Raw genomic sequence first — 21,119 nt, 5'->3', positions numbered from 1 at the left:
CCCATGAACGAACGGTGGGCGCTCGCGCCGGACGCGGAGGGGGACGGCGCGCGGCTCGTCCCCCTCGGCCCCGACGGCACGCCCGCCGGGGAGGTGCGGCGCGAGCCCGACCTCGCGGCGGCCGTCCGCGCCCGGCCGCAGGTCGCCCGCTGGGTGTGGCGGTCCACCGCGGAGGTGTACCCCCGGCTCCTGGCCGCCGGGGTGCGCGTCGAGCGCTGCTACGACGTCGAGGACGCCGAACTGCTGCTGCTCGGCCACGAGGGACGCCTCGGCGAGCCCCGCTCCGCGGCCGCCGCCTGGGCCCGGCTGCACCACGCCCCCGTACCGCCGGACCCGCCCGCCCGCGCCGCCGAACCGGGCTCGCAGGACTCGCTGTTCGAGCCGCGCCCGACGGCCCCGCTGCCGTTCGAGGGCCTCCTGGAGGTGTACGCGGAGCAGCAGCGCCGGCACGACGCGGCCGAGCACCCCGGCCGGATGCGGCTGCTCACCGCCGCCGAGTCGGCCGGGATGCTGGTCGCGGCCGAGATGCACCGCGCCGGGCTGCCCTGGCGGGCCGACGTGCACCGCGAGCTGCTGCGGGAGCTGCTCGGCGAGCGGTACGCGGGCGGCGGCGAGCCGCGCCGGCTGGCCGAGCTCGCCGACGAGGTGTCCGCCGCGTTCGGCCGCCGGGTCCGCCCCGACCTGCCCGCGGACGTGCTCCGCGGCTTCGCCCAGGCCGGGATCCGGCTGAAGTCCACCCGGCGCTGGGAGCTGGCCGAGCTCGACCATCCGGCCGTCGAGCCGCTGCTCGTGTACAAGAAGCTGTACCGGATCTGGACCGCGCACGGCTGGAGCTGGCTCCAGGACTGGGTGCGCGACGGCCGCTTCCGGCCCGAGTACGTACCCGGCGGCACGGTCAGCGGCCGCTGGACGACCAACGGCGGCGGCGCGCTGCAGATCCCCAAGGTGATCCGGCAGGCCGTCGTCGCCGACGAGGGCTGGCGGCTGGTCGTCGCGGACGCCGACCAGATGGAGCCGCGGGTGCTGGCCGCGATCTCCCGCGACCCCGGCCTGATGGAGGTGGCCGGCCACCACGACGACCTGTACACCCGGCTCTCCGACCGGGCGTTCTCCGGCGACCGGGAACACGCGAAGCTGGCGCTGCTCGGCGCGATCTACGGCCAGACGAGCGGCGACGGCCTGAAGAACCTGGCCGCCCTGCGCCGCCGCTTCCCCCGCGCCGTGGCCTACGTCGACGACGCGGCGAAGGCCGGCGAGGAGGGGCGGCTCGTCCGCACCTGGCTCGGCCGTACCAGCCCGCGCGCCGCGGGCGCGGCGGACGCCGACGAGGCGGGCATCCCCCAGGAGCCGGCCGCCGACGCCGGACCGGCGGGCGGCGACGGCGGGTTCGTCCCGGGGTACGCCTCCGGCGACGCCCGTGCCCGGGGCCGCTTCACCCGGAACTTCGTGGTCCAGGGCAGCGCCGCCGACTGGGCGCTGCTGATGCTCGCCGCGCTGCGCCGGGCGACCGCCGGGATGCGGGCCGAGCTGGTCTTCTTCCAGCACGACGAGGTGATCGTGCACTGCCCGGCCGAGGAGGCGGAGGCGGTGGCGGAGGCGATCCGCGCGGCCGGGAACGAGGCGGGCCGGATCGCGTTCGGCGAGACCCCGGTCCGCTTCCCGTTCAGCATCGCCACGGTGGAGCGGTACTCGGACGCGAAGTGAGCGTGCGGCCGGGGCGCCCCTCGGCGGCCTGCACGGCGTGAACCGGTCCCCGACAGCGCCGCCGCGCCGCCGGGAACCGGTGTCCTGGGGTGCCTACCGCTGCGTCGTCCGCGACAGCTTCTGCCACTTCGGGCTGAGTGCGATGGCCTTCAGCTGCTCCAGCGTCAGCGCCGGGTTCGTGCGCGTCGCCGGTTCGTGCTGCGCGCCCGTGTTGAACGCCGAGACGACGACCCGGAACCCGTCCGGGCGCATGGTGTCGGCCGTCCACCAGACGACACCCTCGCCGCCCTTCTCGCCGGGCTTCTTCTCCAGCTTGACCCTCGTCCCGTCGGGCAGCGTCTGCACACCGCTGCCGGTGAACAGCTGGTGCGCGACGTCCCGCATGTCCGGCTGCACGTTGATCCCGATGAGGCTGTTGCCCTTGCCGTCATCGACGACCAGGGACCCGTACCCCGCCTGACCGTGCTCGGAGACGACCCCCAGCCCCTTGGGCAGCAGCGAGCGCAGCGTCGCCTGGACGTCCCTCGCGGACGGCTCCGCGGGCGGCTGCGCCTGGCCGGCGCCGCCCCTGTCGGGCTCCGGCAGCGCCGGCAACTGCTTCAGCAGCGGACGCCAGCCGTCGGCGGTGACCAGGGCCTTGAGCTGCGCCGGCGAGAAGGGCGGGTCGGTACGGCTGGTACCGGCGCCCTTCTGGGCGGGGGAGTTCCACTCGCTCGCGTCGATCAGGAAGCCGTCGTGGGTGAGCAGGACCGCCCGCCACGACTTGGTGTCCTTCCGCCGGTCGGGGTACTCGTATCCCTGGAGCACCATCAGACGCCCGCCGCCGGGCACGACGGTGGAGGTGCAGTCGTCGTACGGGACGGCCGTCCTGCTCGGGCAGGTGACCTGGCCCCGTCCGGACTCGTCGGTGTTCCCGGCCCGGTACAGGCCGAGGCTGACGGCCGCCTTGCCCTTGCCGTCGTCGTACACGCCGCTCACGGCCTGGCCCATACCGCCGGAGTTGTCGATCGTCCAGCTGCCGGCCGGGGTGTTGGCCTTCAGGACGGCGGCCAGGTCCTCCACCGGGATCCGCGCGTCCAGCGGCGACTTCTCGGCCGTCTCCCCCGGCGCCGCCGCGCCGACCGAGGACCGCTCGGTGACCTCGTCCGGGCCGTTCCCGCCGAACAGCCCGCCGCCGTACGCGCCGGCCGTGCCGACCAGGGCGAGCGCGAGCACGCTGCCGCCCACGGCGGCGGCGCGGCGGCGCGCCAGCCTGCGCCGGCCGCGGCTCAGCCCGCCGGAGGCGAGGTCCGGCACCGTGACGGCGCCGAAGCTGTCACCGGCGCGGTGCAGCACCGTGCCGAGTTCCTCCTCGAACGGGTTCGTGTCCTGGTCCTGGCGCATGCCGAATCAACTCCGGTCGGTGTGTGTCTGGTCGTCGGTAGTGGGGTCCGGCGGGCTCGGCGGGGCCCGGCGGAGTCACGCGGTGAGGGGTCAGCGGGCGGCGAACTCGGCGATGCTGCCGCCGAGCCGTTCCCTGAGCTTCGCCAGGGCCCGCACCGAGCGGGTGCGGACCGCGGCGGAACTGACGTGCAGGGCGTCGGCGGTCTCCTCGATGCTGCGGTCCTCCCAGTAGCGGAGCACCACCACCGCCCGGTCCTTCGGCGCCAGCGCGGCCAGCGCGTCGAGGAGGGCGATGCGCAGCGCCGGGTCGTCCCCGTTGTCGGTGACGCGGTCGGGCAGCTCCCCCAGCGGCCGCTCGGTCGCGGATCTCCGGCGCCGGTGGCTGAGGAACGTACGCACCAGTACGGTCTGCGCGTACGCGGCGGGGTTGCCGATCCGGGAGACGCGCCCCCACAGCGCGTACATCCGGCCCAGCGTCTCCTGCACCAGATCCTCGGCGAGGTGGACGTCCCCGCTGGTCAGCAGGCATGCCGACCGGAAGAGATGCCCGGAGCGCGCGGAGGCGAACTCCATGAACTCGTCCGTGCGGGACCTTCTCATGCGCCGCGTCTCCCCCGGGTCGTTTCGTGCTTCGTCCTTCACCTCACTGACGCGATGGCCCGCCCGGAATGTTTCACACGGATTCCCGTCGGGGCCGCGAACAGGACTGACACGAGCCCCGACCGGGTATTTGTTCGGGTATGAACGCATTTGCCCTGCACTCCGCAGACATGACGTCGCTGGCCGGGGTCTGGCAGTCGGGACTGGGCCAGGTCCTGGGCGGTCTGATCCTCGTCCTCCTCCTGCTCGCCGCCTTCGCCTGGGGGCGGTACCTCCGGAACCGCGAGTCCCGGACCCCGAAGCCGGAGGAACAGCCGCACCGGCCCGAGACCGACCAGCTGCCCGGTGAGATGAGCGAGTACCGCCGGCCTGCGGTGATGCCGCAGACGGACGGGGAGCACCGGCTCATGCCCTACCAGCTCAACGACTCGGGCACGTCCGGCACCGAGACGTCACCCGAGCCGCCGAGCGAGGAGAAGCGGCGCTGGGGCGGCATCTCCAGCGGCGGATTCGGCAGCGGCGGCCCCGGCCACGGCGACTGAGCGGCGCCGGAACGCGCCATGTCGTCGCAGGAGACCGTCGCGGTCCTGCCCGCGCTGTTCGAGGAGTACGGCCCCCGGTTGCGTGCGGTCGCGTACCGGATGCTGGGCTCGTTCGCCGAGGCGGACGAGGCGGTACGCGAGACCAGGCGGCGCCTGGACCGTACGGGTGACGGGGCCGCCGGGGTCGTCGGGGACCCGGGCCGGTGGCTGACCGTCGCCGTCGGCCGGGTGTCGCTCGACCTGCTGCACGCCCGGCCGCCGGGCCGTGAGCCGCCGGGCGCGGAAGCCCCCGCCGACGAGGAGGAACGGGCGCTGCTCACGGACACGGCGGCCCTGGACACGCTCACGCCGGCCGAACGGCTCGCGTTCGTCCTGCACGACCTGTTCTCCGTACCCATCGACGAGATCGCGCCGCTCGTCGGCCGCACCCCGGCGGCCACCCGCCAGCTCGCCGCCCGGGCCCGCCGCCGTACTCAGGGCCTGGACGACCTGCCGGAACCCGACCCCGAGCAGCAGCGGGAGGTCGTGTCGGCGTTCGCGGCGGCCGCACGGGGCGGCGACGCGGAGGCGATGGCGGCCCTCCTGGACGAGGACGCGGTGCTGCGCACCGACGAGACGAGCACGGCCCACGGCGCGCGGCCGGTCGCGCGGGCCGTCGCCGAGCGGGCGGCGACGGGGACGCCGGTGCTGGTCGACGGCGTCGCGGGCCTGGTGTGGCCCGCGGAGGGACCGCCGCGTACGGTCCTGGCGTTCACGGTCCTGGACGGCCGGATCACGGCGGTCGACGTCATCGCGGACGCGCCGCATCTGGCCCGAGTGAGCCTGAGCCCGCACGGACCGTGACGCCGGGCAGCTCCCGCCGGGTCCGCAGGGGCGACAGGAGGACCGGCAGGAACGAGGCGGCCATCACGCATCCGCCGACCCACAGGGCGACGCGCAGCCCGAAGACCTCGCCCAGCACCCCGGACACGGCGGCGCCCACGGCCATCGCCCCGGTCAGCAGGAACCGGAACGTGGCGTTCATCCGCCCCAGCAGATCGTCAGGGGTCATCCGCTGCCGCAGGCTGACCCCGACGACGTTGTCCGCCCCCACCTTGAACAACGCGAGCAGCCACCCCGCACCCGCGACCCACAGCCACCCACCGGGCCCGATCAGCGGGACGAGCAGCGCGGCGGGCGCCAGACAGAGCCCGAGGGCGACCAGGCTCCGCCCGTACCCGAGCCGCGCGGCGAACCACCCGGCACACCGGGACCCGAGCAGGATCCCCACCCCGCCGATCGCCCAGAACCCCCCGAGAACCCCGGCGGACAACCCCGACTCGCGCACGAAAAGCACCGGAAGCATCGTGTTGACGACCTGAATGCCGAAATTGACCAGGGCGGCGGACAGGACGAGCGCGCGCAGCTCGCCGTTCCCCAGCACATGCCGCACCCCTTCGGCGATCTGCTCCCGAAGTCCGGCGCCCGCCTTCCCCGACGCCGACGCGACCGCCGGCACCGCACGGTCGTGCCGCACCCCGGTCAGCCGGATCGCGGACCCGACATGACTCACCGCGGTCCAGACGAGGGCGAGGGGCGCGGTGAACCACAGCACGAGCATCCCGCCCGCCCCGCGACCGGCGACGTTCCCGACGGCCTGGAGCCCGACCATGGCGGAGTTGGCGGCCACCAGCCCGTCCCGCCCTACAAGTCTGGGCAGCACACTCTGCGAGGTGACATCGAAGAACACGGTCGCGCACCCGTTGAGAAACACGACCACATACAGCTGCTCGAGCGTGAGCACCCCCAGCCACCAGGCACACGGCACGGACGCGAAGAGCACGCCCCGCACCGCCTCGGCGACCACCAGCACCCGCCGCTGCCGCACCCGATCCACCCAGGCCCCCGCAGGCAGCCCGATCAGCAGGAACGCCACGGTGCTCAGCGCCGCCAGCCCCCCGGCCTCCCCGGGCCCGGCCCCCAACGAGGCCACGGCGACCAGCGGCATCGCGACGTACCCGACATTGGTCCCGAGGTTGCCGAGCACCGCCGCCGAGAACAGCGCCCGGAAGTCAGCCACCCGCCAAGGAGAGTCACCACGCATGCTTCTGACGCTGCCGCAGATGAATCAACAGCACAATCAAATAATCCTGGCGAATCACTTAAGCAGATCTAAACCCAAGAGCCGCCCCTTGTAGAGATCCACCCGACAACCGCTCCCTCCTCCTCCGCCACCATGTGCCGAAGTGAGGAGGGAGCGGGTCGCGGGTCCGCAAACCCCTAGCTGCACGCCTCGATGGGCATGAAGGAGCGGGTTCCGTCCTTGGCCGACGGGGCGCCGAGGAACTCGGCCTTCTCCAGGGTCGCGGTCTCCGACTCGTGCTTCGTGGTGTAGCCGAGCGAGAGGCCGGCCTTCAGTTCGAAGCCGCCCTCCTGGCTGTTGGCGTCCACCGTGTGGACCGTCTTCGTGCTGATGGCGGAGTCGTGCAGGAGACGGGCGTACGGGTTCTTGCTCTCGCTGAGCGGCGTTCCCGCCTTGTCTGGCGAGGTCGCGGGCGGGGTGTCGGTCATCATGCCCGTCAGGGTCTGGCCGTCCACGTTCGGCTTGCCCTCGGAGTCGCCGACGATGTTGTTGTTGCCTTCGCCGATGGCCTTCTCCACCATCTCCCGCTGCTCACGCTGCTCGGGCGTGATCTCCGTCTCCGGAGGGAAGGCGAGCGTCGTGGTGGTGGTCTCCACCGACTTGAGGCCGTTCTTGTTCCCGGCCTTGCCGGTGCCCTTGGGGTTGGCGTCCTTGCGGTGCTTGCCCTTCCGGTGCTTGCCCGTACCGGGCTTGGCCTCCTTCGACGCATCGACGTTGGTGGCGGCGCTGCCCTCCTTGGTGACCGTGCTGACCACGTCGATCCGGGCCAGCTTCCCCTTGTTCGGGCCCTCGGAGTACCGCGTGACCGTGATGGCGCCGTTGAACCCCGCGCCGGCCTCGCGCTTGGACTTGGCGGGACCGTCCTTCGCGCCCCAGCTGTTCTTCCCCTTGGCACTGACCTCGAAGTCGCGGGTGGTGGAGATGACCGGCGGCCGCAGCCAGTTGTTGATCTGGGTGCGCTTCATGCCGCTCGCGTCGACGGCTCCCGAGATCCCGTAGGCGCTGGTCTTGGTCTCGCCCTCGAGCCCGAGTTCCGCCTTCCCCTTGACCTTGGTCTCCTGGGTGGTGATGTGGTTGTCCTTGTAGTCCTTGCTGAAGTTCTTCCGCTCGTCCTCGTCGACGTCGACCCCGAAGACCCGCAGGAACCCCTTCCCGAGTTCCTTCGGCGCGGAGTCCTGCAGGTCCTTGACCCGCTTCTGGAACTCGTCCGCCTTCTTCGGGTCGGAGAAGACCCAGGTGTCCCCGTCCTTCACCTCAACCCCGGCGCCGAGGTCGAGGACCTTCGCCTTGTTCTCCCCGAGCTTCGCCTTGAGCCCGGTCTCGAGACCGGCCTCACCGCTCCCCTGAACGGTGATCATGATGCGCTTCCCGGTGCCCTTCGAACCGTCCGGGAGCTTCTCCGACGTGTCGGTGAACTCTTCGCGCTTCATGGTGAACTTGCTGCCCAGCTTGACGACGGCGACCTTGACCTCCTGCCCGGAGTCGGTCTGCTCGTTCTTCGTGTTGCACAGCACCGGCCGGTAACTCTTGTCCCTGTCCTGCGCGTTCGGGTCCTGGGCGCTGATGGAGACGATGTCGCAGTTCGTTCCGCCGGTCAGCTTGCACACCTGGGCCCGGAAGACCGCCGAGATGTGGCCCCCCATGTCGGTGGCCAGCATGCCCGTGAGGACGGCGGCCGCCACGACGACGACGCCTAAGTAGTCGAGTGCGCCTTGTCCGGCGTCGGCCGGCAGCCTGCCCGTATCCGACCTCGACCCTTCTAAGGGTGCCATTCCCCCTGCCCCTCTCCCCCGCGGAACTCCCACGGTGTTGATGTGTGCACGTCAGCGCGCACGCCAGGATCACCACCCTCACGGGTCCGCGACGCGCGCGTGGAACGCCGGTCTCAGTCGGACTCGACGACCTGGACGCTCTCGGCGACCTTCTCCAGCTCGTCGGCGCTCAGAGCGGACGCGGCGGCGTTGATCCGCACCAGAAAGGTCTCGCCCCGGCTGTCCGTGCCCACCACGTCGACGCCGTTGACCAGCTCCCCCCGGGGAGGGGTCGACCCGGTGCCGTCGGACTTGAAGGCGTAGTCGATCCGCTGACCGTCGTCCGCGCCGCCGACCGTGAAGTCCTCGAACCCCTTGATCTGCGCACGCAGTTCGTGGTCGCCGAGGGCCGAGGCCGCCGCCTTCTCCGCATCACGGGTGTCGTCGTACGTGAGCACGACCGAGATCTTCGCGAGCTGGCGTCCGCCCTGCTCCAGCACGGCCGCCCCGTCGGCGGCCTCAGGCCGCTCCGCCTCCGACTGGACCTCCCATTCCGTGGGGAAGTCCACCGTGATGTGGGGCGTCTTGAGACGCTCGTACCCCTCCGGAACCGCCTCGGCCGCCGTGCCACCGCCCCCGCAGCCGACCAGCAGCATCGCCGCGACCGCCGCACCGCCCATCGCCGTGGCGCGCCTCGCCCCGGCACTCCGCCGGAGTCCGCGTACGCGCCTCCGCGCCGCTCCGTCCGCCGGTCCGCGGTGCTCCATGCTCGTGGCTCCTTCCGTACGGCCGTGCTCAGTGCGAGGGGTGTGACTCCTGGGACTGCTGGGCCCCACGGGGCAGTTGGTGTTCGAGAATCCTATGAGGGAACGCCAGTTCGGCGCATGGGCCCACGGGCCCAATTCGCAACATGCCAAGGGGACTTACCGCCGGCGTCCGCGCCCCCGCCCACACCCGCGCCTGCCCCTGCCCCTGCCCCGGGCCCTGCCCCGGACCCGGCCCCGGACCCGGCCCCTGCGATGCCGCCTCACACAGGGACCGCGACGACTCCCGCATCCGTGAGCGCGTAGAGCCTGCCGCCGACGACCAGCGGGACTCGCTCCGCATCGGCCTCGCCCTTCACGCGCCAGCGCGCCGCCCCCGTACGGGCGTCATAGGCCCACAACTCCGCGTCGTGCCCCACCAGTACGGCCCCGCTGCCCGCCAACGCCGCTGCGGAGGTGCAGGTTTCGGACGGGGTGCGCCACAGCTGCTTCCCGTCGGACGCGGCGCGTGCGACGACATAGCCGTCGGGCTCCGTCGCCCCGTCGGAGAAGGGGTTCCGGAAGCCGGAGTCGAGGGAATGCGCGCCCTGGTACGCGTCGCTCGTCACCAGAAAGACGGCGGACCCGCCCGGCGTGACCTCGGGGTTCACCGGCGCGTCGACCGTGGCGCGCCAGCGCCGGTCGCCCGTCGCGGCGTCGTAGGAGTACACCCCCCCGTCCCCGCCCCCGCAGGCGTAGACCGTACGCCCGTCGGCGGAGAGGGTGACGTGCGCGCCCGGACCGTCCGCGCGTTCCTTCGGAGGCGCGGGGGACTTCCAGCGCGGCCTCCCGGTGGAAAGGTCGTACGCGGCCAGCTCGTTGGCCTTCCCCGCCCCGGTCGCGTACATCAGCTTCGCCCCCGTCGCCGGCACGACGACGCTGTCCTGCTTCGGCAGCGACCAGCGCTCGCGCCCCGAATCGGCGTCGAGCGCGACGATCCGCTCGCCGTCCCGGGTCTCCGCGATCACCTGCCCGTGGGACGGGTCCCCGAGCACCAGCCGGTTCCCCTCGGTCCGCCACTTGACCCGCCCCGTGCCCGCGTCCAGCCCGCACAGCACACCCTCGACCAGGGTCTCGCTGGAACCGCCGGTGTCCGCCACCTTCTCCGTCCTCATCAGCGCACACACCGTGGAGCCGATCACCACGGGCGCGGCGGGTTCGCCACCGCCCTGCGGCGCACTCGCCCAGCGCCGGCTGCCGTCCTCGTCCGCGAGGGCGTGGACGTACCCGCCCCTGGCCGCGACGTAGACGGTCCCGCCGGCGACGGTGACCTGCCCGAGCGCCGCCTTCACCGGCTCGCCGCCGGCCACCTCGGCCACCCACCGCCCGCGTCCGCTGCCCCCGTCCACCGCGTGCACGGACAGCGGGGTTTCGGACGTGACGTAGAGGGTGCTGCCCGCGCTGCTCAGCCAAGTCACCCCCTTGGCAGCCCCGTTCATCGCGTACGTCCAGGCGGGCTGCCGCTCGGGCGGCGCCGGAATGCCCGCCTCCTCCTCGCTGCCGAAGACCCTCCACGCCGCGAAGGCACCGACGCCCACGACCCCGGCCCCGAGCACCGCCCGACGGCCGACGTGCCGCGTCTCCTGCGCTCGCTGTCCGGCGTGACGCCGTGCGTTCATCGCTCCACCCTTCGATAGCGTGTGCGGCCCGAGGAAAGAGAGGTACAAGATGTACGGCACGCGCAGCAACCATGCCTGGTCGTCAGCGCATCGGACGCCCTTACGAGGATTCCAGGCACGCCCCAACTGGTTCTTCCCGCTGGTCCGCTCATGGGCTGCCGGCTTCGTCGTCCTGACGCTGCTGAACTTCGCGGTGGGCTACGCGGTCCAGGGTGTCTTCGACTCCCGCCTCTACTCCTTCGGCTGGCGGGTCGCCCTCGTCTACCTCCCCAACGTGCTGACGATGACCGCCTGCGCCCTGGCCGCCGCCCGTGTCCACCGCGAGCCGCACCGCGACTCCCTCCCCCGCCATCTCACGGCGGTCCTGGGGGTCCCGGCCTTCACCCTGGTCCTGTCGCTGATCAACGGCTGGGGCGACCTCGGCGCGGAGGTCGGCTCGATGATGGTCGCCGCGGTCCTGCTCGGGGCCACGCTGGCGCTCGTACTGGACCGGCTCCTGGAGAGCCGCCGCTGAGCACCCGCGTACGGGCGACATACGAAAAACCCCAGGTCACGGGAAAGGTGACCTGGGGTTCAGCGGAGCCGCCTTCGGGATTCGAACCCGAGACCTACGCATTACGAGTGCGTTGCTCTGGCCAACTGAGCTAAGGCGGCATGCCGTGCGTTCCCATGGTGGGTGCAGCAGCGTCGCCAAGTCTACACAGTTAATCGGGGTGCTCCGACCACGGCCGGGCAGGGCTCATGAGCAGCGCTTTCCTTCGGTCGGAGGCGTGCCTTCCAGGAGGTACGTGTTGATCGCCGTGTCGATGCAGTCGCTGCCGCGGCCGTAGGCGGTGTGGCCGTCGCCGTCGTAGGTGAGGAGGACGCCGGAGGAGAGCTGGGCGGCGAGGGAGCGGGCCCACTTGTAGGGGGTGGCCGGGTCGCGGGTGGTACCGACGACCAGGAGCGGGGGCGCGCCCTCGGCGGTGATGCGGTGGGGGCGGCCGGTGGCGGGCGTGGGCCAGTACGTGCAGTTCAGGGCCGACCAGGCGAGGCCCCGGCCGAAGACCGGGGAGGCCTTCTCGAAGGACGGCACCGCCTTCTCCGCCTCCCCCGGGCCGGCGAAGGCCGGCGGGAGGTCCAGGCAGTTCACGGCCGCGTTGGCGTACATCAGGTTGGAGTACGTGCCGTCCGGCTCGCGCTCGTAGTAGCTGTCGGCCAGCGCGAGCAGCCCGGAGCCCTCGCCGCCCATCGCCCGGGTGAGCGCCTCGCGCAACTGGGGCCAGGCGGCCTCGTCGTACATCGCCGCGATCACCCCGGTCGTGGCCAGCGACTCGCTCAGCTCGCGGCCCTCGTCCGTCGGCACCGGCTTCCTGTCGAGCTCGCCGAAGAAGGCGCGCATCCGGACGGCGGCCGCCTGCGGGGACGTGGTGCCCAGCGGGCAGTCGGCGGTCTTCACGCAGTCCGCCGCGAACGCCCGGAACGCCGTCTCGAAACCGGCCGTCTGGTCCCGGTTCAGGGACTCCGCGGGCAGCGACGGGTCCATGGCCCCGTCGAGGACCAGTCGGCCGGTCCGCTTCGGGAACAGTTCCGCGTACGTCGCGCCGAGGAATGTCCCGTACGACGCGCCCACGTACGTCAGCCGCTCGTCGCCGAGGACGGCCCGCAGGATGTCCATGTCGCGCGCCGCCTCCACGGTGGAGACGTGCGACAGCACCTTCCCGGCCCGCTGCTCGCAGCCGCTCGCGAACGTACGGAACGAGGCCGCCAGCGCCGCCGACTCCCGGGCGTCGTCCGGTGTCGCGTCGACCCGCGTGTACGTGTCCATCTGCGGCCCGGTCAGGCACACCACCGGCTCGCTGCGCGCAACGCCCCGCGGATCGACGGCCACCATGTCGTACCGCGCCCGCACCGGCGCCGGGTAGCCGATGCCCGCGTACCCCTGGAGGTAGCCGACCGCGGAACCGCCGGGCCCGCCCGGGTTGACCAGCAGCGAACCGAGCCGCTTGCCGGGGCCGGTCGCCCGGACCCGGGAGACGGCCAGCTTCACGTCGCCGGCGTCCGGCTTCGCGTAGTCCAGCGGCGCCCGCAGCGTGGCGCACTCGAAGTCCGGCACCCCGCAGGCCCGCCAGCTCAGCTTCTGCGCGTAGTACGGCTCCAGACCGGCCGTCCCGGACGGCGACGGAGCGCCCGAGAGCGGCTCGGCCGCGCCGCCGGACGCCGTACAGCCCGAGGCGACGAGCCCGGCGGCGGCCAGGGCGAGGGCGGGCTTGCGGAGCAGACGGCTGGACATCATGCCCGGAGCGTATCGGGGACGGTACACAACGTGTCCAATCGGGACCCATCCGCCCCCTCGGGCACGTACGCCTCAGGCGCGCAGCTCCATCGTCATCGCCTCCACCGCCAGCAGCGGCGCCACATTGCTGTCCAGGGCCTCGCGGCAGGCCAGGACCGCCTCGATGCGGCGCAGGGTCCGCTCCGCGGTGGTGTCGCGGGCCATCCGGTCGATCGCGTCCCGTACGTCCTCGTTGGCGATCGGCGTGCGCGCGCCCAGCTGGAGGGCGAGCACGTCGCGGTAGAAGCCGGTCAGGTCGGTGAGGGCGAGGTCGAGGCTGTCGCGCTGGGTCCGCGTTCTTCGCCGCTTCTGCTTCTCCTCCAGCTCCTTCATCACGCCCGCCGTGCCGCGCGGCATCCGGCCGCCCTGGGCCGCGCCCAGCGCCGCCTTCAGCTCCTCGGTCTCCTTGGCGTCGATCTCCTCCGCGACCTGCGCCGCGTCCTCCGCCGCCGCGTCGATCAGCTCCTGCGCGGCGCGCAGCCCGCCCCCGACGTCCGCGACGCGCAGCGGCAGCTTCAGGACCGTCGCCCGGCGCGCCCGTGCCCGCTCGTCGGTGGCCAGCCGGCGCGCCCGGTCGATGTGGCCCTGGGTGGCGCGGGCCGCCGCGTGCGCGGCCTCCGGCTCGATGCCGTCGCGCCGTACGAGCACGTCGGCGACGGCCGCGACCGGCGGCGTACGGAGCGAGACGTGCCGGCAGCGGGACCTGATCGTCGGCAGCACGTCCTCCAAGGACGGCGCGCACAGCAGCCAGACCGTGCGCGGCGCGGGCTCCTCGACGGCCTTCAGGAGCACGTTGCCCGCGCCCTCGGTGAGCCGGTCCGCGTCCTCCAGGACGATGACCTGCCAGCGGCCGACGGCCGGGGAGAGCTGGGCCCGGCGGACGAGGTCGCGGGTCTCCTTCACACCGATCGAGAGCAGGTCGGTACGGACGACCTCCACGTCGGCGTGGGTACCGACCAGGGCGGTGTGGCAGCCGTCGCAGAAGCCGCACCCCGGCGCCCCGCCCAGCGCCCGGTCCGGGCTGACGCACTGCAGCGCCGCGGCGAACGCCCGCGCGGCCGTCGCCCGCCCCGAGCCGGGCGGACCGGTGAACAGCCAGGCGTGCGTCATCTTGGACGCCTCGGGACCGGGCTCGCCGGCGGCCTGCGCGGTCACGAGCGCGTCGGCGTCGCGCGCGGCCGCGGCCAGCTGCTCCTCCAACCGCTCCTGTCCGACCAGGTCGTCCCACACGGCCATGTCCGCCCCGCCTCCTCAGACCTCAGGTACGCCCTCCATTGTGGGGCACCCCTGTGACAACGCCGACATCGCCGACAACGCAGACCGGCCGCGCCCCGAGCGGGGCGCGGCCGGTCCGTACGGTACGGGCGGACCGTCGGTACGGGCGGTACGGCTCAGCGGCGGCGCCTGCGGCCGCCCTCCTCGTCGTCGTGCGGGCCGAGGAGTTCGTCGGCGAGGCTCGGGAGGTCGTCGAGCGGGGTCTCCTCCGCCCAGTCGGAGCGGCGGCGCGGGCGGCCCTGTTCGTCCAGCTGCGGCAGTTCGGCGGTGCGGTCGTTCTCGGCGGGCGGCTCGGGCCGGGCGCCCTGCCCGCCCTCCTCGTCGCGGAAGAAGCCCTGCGGCACACGGTCGGCCGGGGCGTCGTCCCGTACGGTCGGCAGCACGGCGGTCCCGTCGGCGACGCGCGGGTCGCGGACCGGCGGAAGGACCGCCGTCTCATCCGCCGCCGGCACCTGAGGCAGGGCCCGGGTCTCCTCCTCCGGCTTCACCACCGGGGTCGGGACGGTCTGCGTCACGTCGTCCGGCTGGACGACCGGGGTCGGCACGGTGATCTCGTTCGGGGAGACGACCGGGGTCTCGACGGTCACCTCGTTCGCGGACACGGTCGCCGCCGCCTCCGCCTCGGCGCGCGCCTTCGCGGCGGCCTTCGCGGACGCCTCCGCCTGAGCCTTCGCGGCGGCCTGAGCAGCAGCCTGAGCGGCCTCCGCCTCGGCCTTCTCCCGGGCCGCCTTCGCCGCGGCCTCCGCCTCGGCCGCCCGGCGCGCCTCCTCGGCGCGGCGCAGCGCGTCCTCGGCCTTGCGCTGCTTCTCCAGCCGCCGTGCCTCGGCCTCGGCCCGCAGCCGGGCCTCCTCCTCGGCCTGCTTACGCAGCCGCTCCTGCTCCTCCCGGAGGGCCTTCTCCTCGGCCTCGCGCCGACGGCGCTCCTCCTCGGCGGCCTTCCGCGCCTCCTCGGCACGCTGCCGGGCCTCCTCCGCCTGGCGTTCGGCCTCCAGGCGGCGTGCCTCTTCCTCCTCGGCCTTGCGGCGGGCCTCCTCCTCGGCGCGCAGCTTGGCGAGCTGTTCCTGGCGCTCGCGCTCCAGCCGCTCCTCCTCCGCCTTGCGCGCGGCCTCCTCCTCGGCCCTGCGGCGGGCGTCCTCCTCGGCCTTGCGCCGCGCCTCCTCCTGGGCCTTCACCTCGGCCTCGGACAGCGGCAGCATCTGGTCGAGCCGGTGGCGTACGACGGTGCTGACGGACTCCGGCTCCTGGCCGGCGTCGACGACGAGGTACCGGGCGGGGTCGGCGGCCGCGAGGGCCAGGAACCCGGCGCGGACGCGGGCGTGGAACTCCGGCGGCTCGGACTCGAGCCGGTCCGGGGCCTCGGTGAACCGTTCCCGCGCGGTCTCCGGGGAGACGTCGAGCAGCACCGTGAGGTGCGGGACGAGACCGCCGGTGGCCCAGCGGTTGATGCGTGCGACCTCGGTCGGGGACAGGTCGCGGCCGGCGCCCTGGTAGGCGACGGACGAGTCGATGTACCGGTCGGAGATCACGATCGCGCCGCGCTCCAGGGCGGGCTTGACCAGCGAGTCGACGTGCTCGGCGCGGTCCGCCGCGTACAGCAGCGCCTCGGCGCGGTGCGACAGCCCGGCGCTGGAGACGTCGAGCAGGATCGAGCGGAGCCGCTTGCCGATCGGGGTGGCACCGGGCTCGCGGGTGACGACGACCTCGTGGCCCTTGGCGCGGATCCACTCCGCGAGCGCCTCGACCTGCGTGGACTTGCCCGCGCCGTCGCCGCCCTCCAGGGCGATGAAGAAGCCGGTCGGGGCCGGGGCCTGGACCGGGTCGGCGCCGCGCAGCGCGTCGCGCAGGTCGCGGCGGAGCGGGACACCGGCGCGGTCATCGGTCTTGGCGAGGACGATCACGGCGACGGGCAGCAGCAGCGCGCCGACCAGCATCAGCGTGAAGGCCGCGCCGCCGTGCGCGAAGACGAAGTCGCCGGAGGCCAGGACGTGCGGGCCGATCGCGGCCGCGAGCAGCGGGGCGGCGAGCGCGCCGAGCGCGACGGCGACCCGGACGACGGCCTGCAGGTGCTCGGTGACCCGGGCCCGCCGGAACTCCTCGGTCTCCTGGTCGATCAGGGTGTGCCCGCTGTTCGCGGCGACGCCGGCCGCGTACCCGGCGAGCAGGGCGAGACCGAGGACGGTCGCGGTGTCCGGGACCAGGCCCATCGCCAGCAGCGCCACACCCGTCAGCGCGATCGCGAGGGCCAGCAGCCGGCGGCGCGACAGGACCGTGAGCACGGACGGGGCGGTGCGGATGCCGACACCGACGCCGCCGGTCAGGGCGAGGACCAGCAGCGCGTACGTGACGGGGCCGCCGTCGAGGTCGAAGGCGTGCAGGGCGGCGACGGCCACGGCGGAGGCGATCGCTCCGGCGACGGTCGCGCAGGCGAGGACGAGCAGCGGGATCGCGCCCGTGCGGCCCCGCTCGGGGCCGTCGCCGGTGCTGGGGCGGCGCAGGCCCTCCAGCGGGGAGCGCGGCCGCGGCGTCTGCGCGTCGGGCAGCTCGACGAAGTACAGGACGGACAGCGAGGCGGAGAAGAGCCCGGCGGCGAGGTACGAGCCGAGCGCGGCCTGGTGCTGCGAGAACCAGTCGATGCCGGTGCCGAGCAGGTTGCCGATCAGGGTGGCGACGAGCAGCGCGGCCGCCCCGGCGGGGACGGCGAGGAAGGTCGTACGGAGCGAGAGCCGGCGCAGCGCGTCGAGGTGGTCCGGCAGCGGCCGGACGGCCGCGCCCTCCAGCGGCGGCGCGGGCAGCAGCGCGGGCGCGACGCTCTCCTTGGCGACGGTCCACAGGCGCTCGCAGAGACCGAGCGCGAAGACGGTGCCGAGCAGGAACCAGACGGCGCGGTCGGGCACCCAGTCCATCCACAGCGGCGCGACGACGAGCAGCGCGAGCCGCAGCCCGTCCGCGACGATCATGGTCCAGCGGCGGTCGAGCGGGCCTCCGGACCGGGTCAGTGCCGTGAGCGGACCGAGGAGTACGGCTCCGAACAGCACCGTCGCCGCGAGCCGCGCCCCGAGCACGGCGGCGACGCCGAAGGCGAGACCGCGGTACCCGCCGCCGAACGCGCCCTCGGCGGCGGTCGCCTGGAGGACCAGCAGCACGGTGACGAGGAGGGCGAGGGCGTCGGCCGTCCCGCCGACGAGCTGCGCGCTCCACAGCCGGCGGAGGGGCTGATGGCGCAGCAGCGCCCGTACCGCTCGTTCCCGGGAGTCCGCGACGAGTGCGGCGTCGAAGTCTGGCTGCTCGGCTCGCGTCATCCGCCCAGCCTATCCGGAGCGCCCTGCTCCCCGGGTTCCGCACCCGAACATTTGCCTGCCCCGCAGGTGCGGGGCAGGCACAGGGGGCGCGGGGCAGGCAGGGGGCTCGGCTGCCTACTCGTCCGTCGACGCCTTCGCGGCCGCCGTCTTCTTGGCGGTCGTCTTCTTCGCCGTCGTCTTCTTGGCCGCCGTCGTCGTCTTCTTCGCGGCGGTCTTCTTGGCCGTCGTGGTCTTCTTCGCGGCCGTCTTCTTGGCGGCGGTCTTCTTCGCCGGGGCCTTCTTGGCCGTCTTCTTCGCCGGCCCCTTGGCCCGCTTCTCGGCGAGCAGCTCGTAGCCGCGCTCCGGCGTGATGTCCTCCACCGAGTCGCCGGTCCGCAGCGTGGCGTTGGTCTCGCCGTCCGTCACGTACGGGCCGAACCGGCCGTCCTTGACCACGACCGGACGCTCGCTGACCGGGTCCGTGCCCAGCTCCTTCAGCGGCGGCTTGGCCGCGGCCCGGCCGCGCTGCTTGGGCTGGGCGTAGATCGCCAGCGCCTCTTCCAGCGTGATCGAGAAGAGCTGGTCCTCGCTGGTCAGCGACCGCGAGTCGGTGCCCTTCTTCAGGTACGGGCCGTAGCGGCCGTTCTGCGCGGTGATCTCCACGCCCTCGGCGTCGGCGCCCACGACGCGCGGCAGCGACATGAGCCGCAGCGCGTCCTCCAGCCTCACCGTGTCCAGGGACATCGTCTTGAAAAGCGAGGCGGTCCGCGGCTTCACCGCGTTCTTGCCGGTCTTCGGGGTGCCCTCGGGCAGGATCTCCGTGACGTACGGGCCGTAGCGGCCGTTCTTCGCGACGATCTGGTTGCCGCTGACGGGGTCCGCGCCCAGCTCGTAGTCACCGCTCGGCGCGGCCAGGAGCTCCTCGGCGTACTCGACGGTCAGCTCGTCCGGAGCGAGGTCGTCCGGCACGTCGGCGCGCTGGTGGCCCTCCGCGTCCTTCTCGCCGCGCTCGATGTACGGGCCGAAGCGGCCGACGCGCAGCACGATCCCGTTGCCGACGGGGAACGAGGAGATCTCCCGGGCGTCGATCGCGCCCAGGTCGGTCACCAGCTCCTTCAGACCGCCGAGGTGGTCGCCGTCACCGTTGCCGGCCTCCGAGGCCGCACCGGCGGCGGCGTCGCCCTCGCCGAAGTAGAAACGCTTCAGCCACGGCACCGACTGGGCCTCGCCGCGGGCGATGCGGTCGAGGTCGTCCTCCATCTTGGCGGTGAAGTCGTAGTCGACGAGCCGGCCGAAGTGCTTCTCCAGCAGGTTCACCACGGCGAAGCTCAGGAAGGACGGCACGAGCGCCGTGCCCTTCTTGAAGACGTAGCCGCGGTCGAGGATCGTGCCGATGATCGACGCGTACGTCGACGGGCGGCCGATCTCCCGCTCCTCCAGCTCCTTGACCAGCGTGGCCTCGGTGTAGCGGGCCGGCGGCTTGGTGGCGTGGCCCTCCGGGGTGATCTCCTCGGCGCGCAGCGCGTCGCCCTCGGCGACCTGCGGCAGCCGGCGCTCGCGGTCGTCGAGCTCGGCGTTCGGGTCGTCGGCGCCCTCCACATAGGCCTTCATGAAGCCGTGGAAGGTGATCGTCTTGCCGGACGCGGAGAACTCGACGTCCCGGCCGTCGGCCGAGACGCCGCCGATCTTCACGGTGACGGAGTTACCGGTCGCGTCCTTCATCTGGGAGGCGACGGTCCGCTTCCAGATCAGCTCGTAGAGGCGGAACTGGTCGCCGGTCAGGCCGGTCTCCGCCGGGGTGCGGAAGCGGTCGCCGGACGGGCGGATCGCCTCGTGCGCCTCCTGCGCGTTCTTGACCTTGCCGGCGTACAGGCGCGGCTTCTCCGGCAGGTAGTCGGCGCCGTACAGCTGGGTGACCTGCGCCCGGGCGGCGGCGACGGCGGTGTCCGACAGCGTCGTGGAGTCGGTACGCATATAGGTGATGAAGCCGTTCTCGTACAGCTTCTGCGCCACCTGCATCGTCGCCTTCGCGCCGAAGCCCAGCTTGCGCGAGGCCTCCTGCTGAAGGGTCGTGGTGCGGAACGGGGCGTACGGCGAGCGGCGGTACGGCTTGGACTCGACCGAGCGGACCGCGAACGCGGAGTCGGCGAGGGCGGTCGCCAGCGCGCGGGCGTTCGCCTCGTCGAGCTGCAGCACCTGGCCGGGCGTCTTCAACTGACCGTCGGAACCGAAGTCGCGGCCCTGCGCGACGCGCTTGCCGTCGACCGTGTTCAGCCGTGCGACCAGCGACGACGGGTCGGAGGAGTCGCCGGTGCGGCCGGTGGCGAAGGTGCCGGTGAGGTCCCAGTACGCGGCGGAGCGGAAGGCCCTGCGCTCGCGCTCGCGCTCGACGACGAGGCGGGTCGCGACGGACTGCACGCGGCCGGCGGACAGCCGGGGCATGACCTTCTTCCACAGGACCGGCGAGACCTCGTAGCCGTAGAGCCGGTCGAGGATGCGGCGGGTCTCCTGGGCGTCGACCATGCGCTTGTTGAGCTCGCGCGGGTTGCGCACGGCGTCCTGGATCGCGTCCTTGGTGATCTCGTGGAAGACCATCCGGTGGACGGGGACCTTGGGCTTCAGGACCTCGAGGAGGTGCCACGCGATGGCCTCGCCCTCGCGGTCCTCATCGGTGGCGAGGTAGAGCTCGTCGGACTCGGCGAGCTGCTCCTTGAGCTTCCTGACCTGCGCCTTCTTGTCCGCGTTGACGACGTAGATGGGCTGGAAGTCGTGCTCGACGTCCACGCCGAGCCGGCGCACCTCGCCGGTGTACTTCTCCGGCACCTCGGCGGCGCCGTTGGGGAGGTCGCGGATGTGCCCGACGCTTGCCTCGACGACATAGCCGGGGCCGAGGTAGCCCTTGATCGTCTTCGCCTTGGCAGGCGACTCGACGATGACGAGTCGGCGGCCGCCCTGTGCGGTCTCGCTGGTCGGGGACAACTTCGCTCTTCTCTCGGGTCGACGCTCGGTGAACGTACGGCGCAGGGTGCGTGGCGCCTGCGTGGCCGCGGCGTGGCACCTGCTGTCGCTGCGGAGTGTGACGGTACAACCCGCACCCGTGTCAAACGGCAAAAGCCCGCAACGGCCACTCGAACGGTAACCCGACTCCGGGCATTCCTGCCGCCCGGACCCTGCGTGACATCGAGCGGATCTTGTTCGACCCCCCGGTCGGAGGGTGCGCGTCCGGTTCCTCCGGTTCGGTTCCGGTTGGACCCCGGTCCGGTTTCCGGTTCGCTTTCCCGTTCGGATCCGTTCCGCTTCCGTCAGAGGCGGCCGAAGCACCACATCCCGAGAGCGAGGAAGATCACGCCGGAGAGGGCGGAGAGCGTCACGGCCGCGACGGGGCCGACTCCGTGGGCGACCGGCGCGCGGTGCAGCAGGCGTGCCCCCGTCCAGACCAGCAGTGCCGCTCCGAACAGCGCGAACGCCGTTCCGGCGAAGATCGCAGGCCCGCTCTCCATGCCCGTACCCCGTTCCGTTCCCGTGTCCACCGGGTTGTCCCGGAGGCCGAGGCTGGCACCTCAGGACGTCGTGGGTGCGAATTCCGGGTGAACGGCGCGGGCCCGCCCCGACGAGTTCACGAAGATGGCCGGTACTGGACGCAACCATCCGGGCGTCGTCAGGTCGGACGACCCGATCGGCGGGCGGGCCGCGGGCGGGTCGGGCTCCCGCGGGCCGCGGCGACGTTC

15 protein-coding genes and 1 tRNA gene are annotated in these 21,119 nt (G+C 73.1%); 4 read left to right on the top strand and 12 right to left on the bottom strand.

All coding sequences use genetic code 11. The annotated features are described in order from the left end of the window. The first annotated feature begins 3 nt into the window (after nt 1-3). Entirely contained in the window at nt 4-1,704 is a 1,701-nt protein-coding gene (locus ABZO31_RS18315; protein WP_406862306.1) for a bifunctional 3'-5' exonuclease/DNA polymerase, read from the top strand. A gap of 93 nt (nt 1,705-1,797) precedes the next feature. Here the strand turns inward: ABZO31_RS18315 and ABZO31_RS18310 are convergent, their stop codons facing one another. Then, complete coding sequence (locus ABZO31_RS18310) at nt 1,798-3,087, bottom strand: hypothetical protein (RefSeq protein ID WP_406862305.1); 1,290 nt, start codon at nt 3,085-3,087, stop codon at nt 1,798-1,800. Between the two features lie 90 nt (nt 3,088-3,177). After that, the gene (locus tag ABZO31_RS18305) at nt 3,178-3,687 is read right to left on the bottom strand and encodes a SigE family RNA polymerase sigma factor (RefSeq protein WP_406862304.1); all 510 of its coding nucleotides are present in this window, start codon (nt 3,685-3,687) and stop codon (nt 3,178-3,180) included. 140 nt (nt 3,688-3,827) lie between these two features. Here ABZO31_RS18305 and ABZO31_RS18300 point away from each other — a divergent pair, with 140 nt between their 5' ends. Both ABZO31_RS18300 and ABZO31_RS18295 read left to right on the top strand, forming a co-directional pair. After that, entirely contained in the window at nt 3,828-4,229 is a 402-nt protein-coding gene (locus ABZO31_RS18300) for a DUF6479 family protein (protein ID WP_406862303.1), read from the top strand. 18 nt (nt 4,230-4,247) lie between these two features. Further along, nucleotides 4,248-5,072: a sigma factor-like helix-turn-helix DNA-binding protein gene (locus tag ABZO31_RS18295; RefSeq protein ID WP_406862302.1), complete on the top strand. Its 825-nt coding sequence runs from the start codon at nt 4,248-4,250 to the stop codon at nt 5,070-5,072. Here ABZO31_RS18295 and ABZO31_RS18290 read toward each other — a convergent pair. The 4 genes from ABZO31_RS18290 to ABZO31_RS18275 form a co-directional block, all read right to left on the bottom strand. Beyond that, a complete protein-coding gene (locus tag ABZO31_RS18290) occupies nt 5,017-6,312 on the bottom strand; it encodes an MFS transporter (protein WP_406862301.1) in 1,296 nt (431 codons plus the stop codon). The genes ABZO31_RS18295 and ABZO31_RS18290 overlap by 56 nt on opposite strands. Before the next feature lie 176 nt (nt 6,313-6,488). Continuing rightward, nucleotides 6,489-8,033, bottom strand: coding sequence for a hypothetical protein (locus tag ABZO31_RS18285; protein WP_406862300.1), 1,545 nt, complete (start codon nt 8,031-8,033; stop codon nt 6,489-6,491). A gap of 203 nt (nt 8,034-8,236) precedes the next feature. Continuing rightward, the gene (locus tag ABZO31_RS18280) at nt 8,237-8,869 is read right to left on the bottom strand and encodes a hypothetical protein (protein WP_406862299.1); all 633 of its coding nucleotides are present in this window, start codon (nt 8,867-8,869) and stop codon (nt 8,237-8,239) included. Nucleotides 8,870-9,129: 260 nt separating this feature from the next. After that, a complete protein-coding gene (locus ABZO31_RS18275; RefSeq protein ID WP_406862298.1) occupies nt 9,130-10,524 on the bottom strand; it encodes a PQQ-binding-like beta-propeller repeat protein in 1,395 nt (464 codons plus the stop codon). 49 nt (nt 10,525-10,573) lie between these two features. Here ABZO31_RS18275 and ABZO31_RS18270 point away from each other — a divergent pair, with 49 nt between their 5' ends. Then, nucleotides 10,574-11,038 (top strand): hypothetical protein, encoded by a 465-nt coding sequence (locus ABZO31_RS18270; RefSeq protein WP_406862297.1) that lies wholly within the window; start codon nt 10,574-10,576, stop codon nt 11,036-11,038. A gap of 66 nt (nt 11,039-11,104) precedes the next feature. On the opposite strand, the gene ABZO31_RS18265 is transcribed toward ABZO31_RS18270, so the two are convergent. The 6 genes from ABZO31_RS18265 to ABZO31_RS18240 form a co-directional block, all read right to left on the bottom strand. Next, nucleotides 11,105-11,178: transfer RNA gene (locus tag ABZO31_RS18265), tRNA-Thr, on the bottom strand. Nucleotides 11,179-11,263: 85 nt separating this feature from the next. Then, nucleotides 11,264-12,799 carry an alpha/beta hydrolase gene (locus ABZO31_RS18260; protein ID WP_406862296.1) on the bottom strand — a complete coding sequence of 512 codons (1,536 nt, stop codon included), beginning with the start codon at nt 12,797-12,799 and terminating at the stop codon, nt 11,264-11,266. 72 nt (nt 12,800-12,871) lie between these two features. Next, the gene (locus tag ABZO31_RS18255; RefSeq protein ID WP_406862295.1) at nt 12,872-14,074 is read right to left on the bottom strand and encodes a DNA polymerase III subunit delta'; all 1,203 of its coding nucleotides are present in this window, start codon (nt 14,072-14,074) and stop codon (nt 12,872-12,874) included. 155 nt (nt 14,075-14,229) lie between these two features. Beyond that, on the bottom strand, nt 14,230-17,412 hold the full coding sequence (tmk, locus tag ABZO31_RS18250; RefSeq protein WP_406862294.1) for a dTMP kinase: 3,183 nt from the start codon (nt 17,410-17,412) through the stop codon (nt 14,230-14,232). A 114-nt stretch (nt 17,413-17,526) separates the two neighbouring features. Continuing rightward, on the bottom strand, nt 17,527-20,370 hold the full coding sequence (gene topA / locus ABZO31_RS18245; protein ID WP_406862293.1) for a type I DNA topoisomerase: 2,844 nt from the start codon (nt 20,368-20,370) through the stop codon (nt 17,527-17,529). 323 nt (nt 20,371-20,693) lie between these two features. After that, complete coding sequence (locus ABZO31_RS18240; RefSeq protein WP_406862292.1) at nt 20,694-20,891, bottom strand: hypothetical protein; 198 nt, start codon at nt 20,889-20,891, stop codon at nt 20,694-20,696. Nucleotides 20,892-21,119 lie beyond the last annotated feature (228 nt).

The sequence above is a fragment of the Streptomyces solicamelliae genome (assembly GCF_045348655.1).
GTDB classification, from domain to species: domain Bacteria; phylum Actinomycetota; class Actinomycetes; order Streptomycetales; family Streptomycetaceae; genus Streptomyces; species Streptomyces solicamelliae.
Note: the sequence above shows the minus strand (reverse complement) of the source record. Positions and strands in the feature narration are given on the sequence as shown.